This window comes from uncultured Nitratireductor sp., from assembly GCF_913053745.1.
Classification (GTDB): Bacteria; Pseudomonadota; Alphaproteobacteria; order Rhizobiales; family Rhizobiaceae; genus Nitratireductor.
Genome location: NZ_CAJXGF010000256.1, coordinates 1 through 2,938 on the forward strand (window position 1 = coordinate 1; position 2,938 = coordinate 2,938).

Annotated in this window: 5 protein-coding genes and 1 pseudogene; all 6 read left to right on the forward strand. The window is 60.9% G+C overall.

What is annotated here, in order from left to right; translation table 11 throughout:
- A pseudogene (locus tag QZ638_RS23080) lies at positions 1-81 on the forward strand (elongation factor Tu); the annotation flags it as partial.
- Positions 82-142: 61 nt separating this feature from the next.
- On the forward strand, positions 143-451 hold the full coding sequence (gene rpsJ, locus QZ638_RS23085; protein WP_007009511.1) for a 30S ribosomal protein S10: 309 nt from the start codon (positions 143-145) through the stop codon (positions 449-451).
- Between the two features lie 84 nt (positions 452-535).
- Complete coding sequence (rplC, locus tag QZ638_RS23090) at positions 536-1,264, forward strand: 50S ribosomal protein L3 (RefSeq protein ID WP_295815067.1); 729 nt, start codon at positions 536-538, stop codon at positions 1,262-1,264.
- A complete protein-coding gene (gene rplD / locus QZ638_RS23095; RefSeq protein ID WP_295815069.1) occupies positions 1,264-1,884 on the forward strand; it encodes a 50S ribosomal protein L4 in 621 nt (206 codons plus the stop codon). Before rplC ends, rplD begins: the two co-directional genes overlap by 1 nt.
- Positions 1,881-2,174, forward strand: coding sequence for a 50S ribosomal protein L23 (locus QZ638_RS23100; RefSeq protein WP_295815072.1), 294 nt, complete (start codon positions 1,881-1,883; stop codon positions 2,172-2,174). Before rplD ends, QZ638_RS23100 begins: the two co-directional genes overlap by 4 nt.
- A gap of 21 nt (positions 2,175-2,195) precedes the next feature.
- Positions 2,196-2,938 (forward strand): 50S ribosomal protein L2 (rplB, locus tag QZ638_RS23105; RefSeq protein ID WP_295815075.1); only part of this gene is annotated, 743 nt, incomplete at its 3' end.

Genomic DNA, 2,938 nt, shown 5'->3' on the forward strand with positions numbered 1-2,938 from the left:
ATGGAAGAGAAGCTGCGCTTCGCCATCCGCGAAGGCGGCCGCACCGTCGGTGCCGGCATCGTCGCATCCATCACTGAGTAAGAACGGGAACCTTCCGGCGCGGCGCGGTCTTCCGCGTCGCAGCGGAACAAGGAAGTGACACATGAACGGACAGAATATCCGTATCCGCCTCAAGGCGTTTGATCATCGCGTTCTTGATGCCTCGACGCGGGAAATCGTGTCTACGGCAAAGCGCACGGGCGCCAATGTGCGCGGCCCGGTGCCGCTGCCCACGCGCATCGAGAAGTTTACTGTGAACCGGTCTCCTCACATCGACAAGAAGAGCCGCGAGCAGTTCGAGATGCGCACCCACAAGCGGCTGCTCGACATTGTCGATCCGACGCCGCAGACGGTCGATGCGCTGATGAAGCTCGATCTCGCTGCCGGTGTGGATGTCGAGATCAAGCTCTAGGGCGCAAGACAAAAAGTCAGGAACCCGAGCCCTTACTCGCGATAGCGGGCAGGGGGCTGGGAACCCCGAAAGGAAATCGAACCGATGCGTTCAGGTGTTATCGCACAAAAGATCGGTATGACACGCGTCTACAACGAAGCGGGCGAACATGTGCCCGTGACGGTTCTGCGCATGGAGAACTGTCAGGTCGTTGCGCAGCGTACCGAGGAGAAGAACGGCTACACGGCGGTTCAGCTTGGCGTTGGTCTGGCCAAGGTGAAGAACACGTCTAAGGCGTTGCGTGGTCATTTCGCGACCGCTTCCGTTGAGCCGAAGGCCAAAGTGGCCGAGTTTCGTGTGTCGCCCGACAATCTTCTGGATGTCGGCGCCGAGATCACGGTCGAGCATTTCGTCCCCGGCCAGAAGGTCGATGTGACGGGCACTTCGATCGGTAAGGGCTTCCAGGGTGTCATGAAGCGCCACAATTTCGGTGGCGGTCGTGCGACCCATGGTAACTCGGTCTCGCACCGCTCGCATGGTTCGACCGGTCAGCGTCAGGATCCCGGTAAGGTGTTCAAGGGCAAGAAGATGGCCGGCCATATGGGCGCTCATCGCGTGACCACGCAAAACCTTGAAGTGGTGTCCACGGACACCGAGCGTGGCCTTATTCTGGTTCGCGGCGCGGTTCCCGGCTCCAAGGGAACCTGGATCACGGTTCGCGATGCCGTCAAGGCTCCGCTGCCAGAAAACGTGCCGATGCCGGCCGCCATCCGTGCCAATGGCAATGGCGCTGCAAAGGCTGAAGAAGCCGCCGCCACCGAGGGGGCCGAATAATGGACATTAAAGTTACCACCCTCGCAGGCAAGGATGCCGGGAAGCTGAAGATCTCCGATGAGATCTTCGGACTGGACCCCCGCGAAGATATCCTGCACCGCGTCGTGCGCTGGCAGCTTGCCAAGAAGCAGCAGGGCACCCACAAGACCAAGGGACGCTCGGAGATCGCGCGTACCGGCGCCAAGATGTACCGCCAGAAGGGTACGGGTCGTGCCCGCCACTCCTCGGCTCGCGTCCCGCAGTTCCGCGGCGGCGGTCGTGCTCATGGACCGGTCGTTCGCGATCACAGCCACGAGCTTCCGAAGAAGGTTCGTGCACTCGGTCTGAAGCACGCGCTTTCGGCAAAGGCGAAGGGCTCGAGCCTGATCGTCATTGACGAATTGGCGCTCACCGACGGCAAGACGAAGTCGCTTGTCGAGAGCTTTGCCAAGCTTGGTCTGAGCAACGCTTTGTTGATTGGTGGCGCGGAGGTCGATGCCGGCTTCAAGCGCGCAGCTCAAAACATTGCCAACATCGACGTTCTGCCGGTGCAGGGCATCAATGTTTACGACATTCTGCGCCGCGGCACGCTGGTCCTTTCCAAGGCCGCAGTCGAGGCCCTTGAGGAGCGTTTCAAATGACGGAGCTTCGCCACTATGACGTGATCGTCAGCCCGGCGATCACCGAGAAATCGACGATGGCGTCGGAAAACAACCAGGTGGTCTTCAATGTGGACCGCACTGCGACGAAGCCTGAGATCAAGGCTGCTGTCGAGGCGCTGTTCGGCGTCAAGGTGACCGGCGTCAACACGCTTGTTCGCAAGGGCAAGGTGAAGCGTTTTCGCGGAACGATTGGCCGCCAGAGCGACGTGAAGAAAGCGATCGTCACGCTGGCCGAAGGTCATTCCATCGATATCGCGACTGGCCTCTAATCGGGCGGCGAGGAAGAGACAATGGCACTGAAGAAATATAAACCGGTAACCCCAGGCCAGCGCCAGCTGGTCATCGTTGACCGTTCCGGCCTTTACAAGGGAAAGCCCGTGAAGGGGCTGACGGAAGGTTTGACGGGTAAGGGCGGCCGCAACAACACAGGCCGTATCACCGCCCGCTTTCAGGGCGGTGGTCACAAGCGCACCTATCGTCTGATCGACTTCAAGCGTCGCAAGCTCGACGTTTCGGCGACGGTGGAGCGTATTGAATACGACCCGAACCGCACCGCGTTCATCGCGCTGGTTCGCTATGAAGACGGCGAACTGTCCTACATCCTGGCACCGCAGCGTCTGGCTGTCGGTGACAAGGTAGTCGCAAGCGAGAAGGCGGTCGACGTAAAGCCGGGCAATGCGATGCCTTTGGCGGCAATGCCGATCGGAACGATCGTGCACAATGTCGAGATGAAGCCCGAGAAGGGTGGCCAGATCGCACGGTCCGCCGGCGCTTACGTTCAGCTCGTCGGTCGCGATCAGGGCATGGCGATCCTGCGCCTCAACTCGGGTGAACAGCGTCTCGTTTCGGGCCGTTGCTTTGCCACCGTGGGTGCCGTATCCAACCCGGATCACGGGAATGTGAGCCTGGGCAAGGCCGGTCGCAAGCGGTGGATGGGCAAGCGCCCACACAACCGTGGCGTCGTCATGAACCCGGTCGATCACCCCCATGGTGGTGGTGAAGGCCGCACCTCCGGCGGTCGTCACCCGGTGTC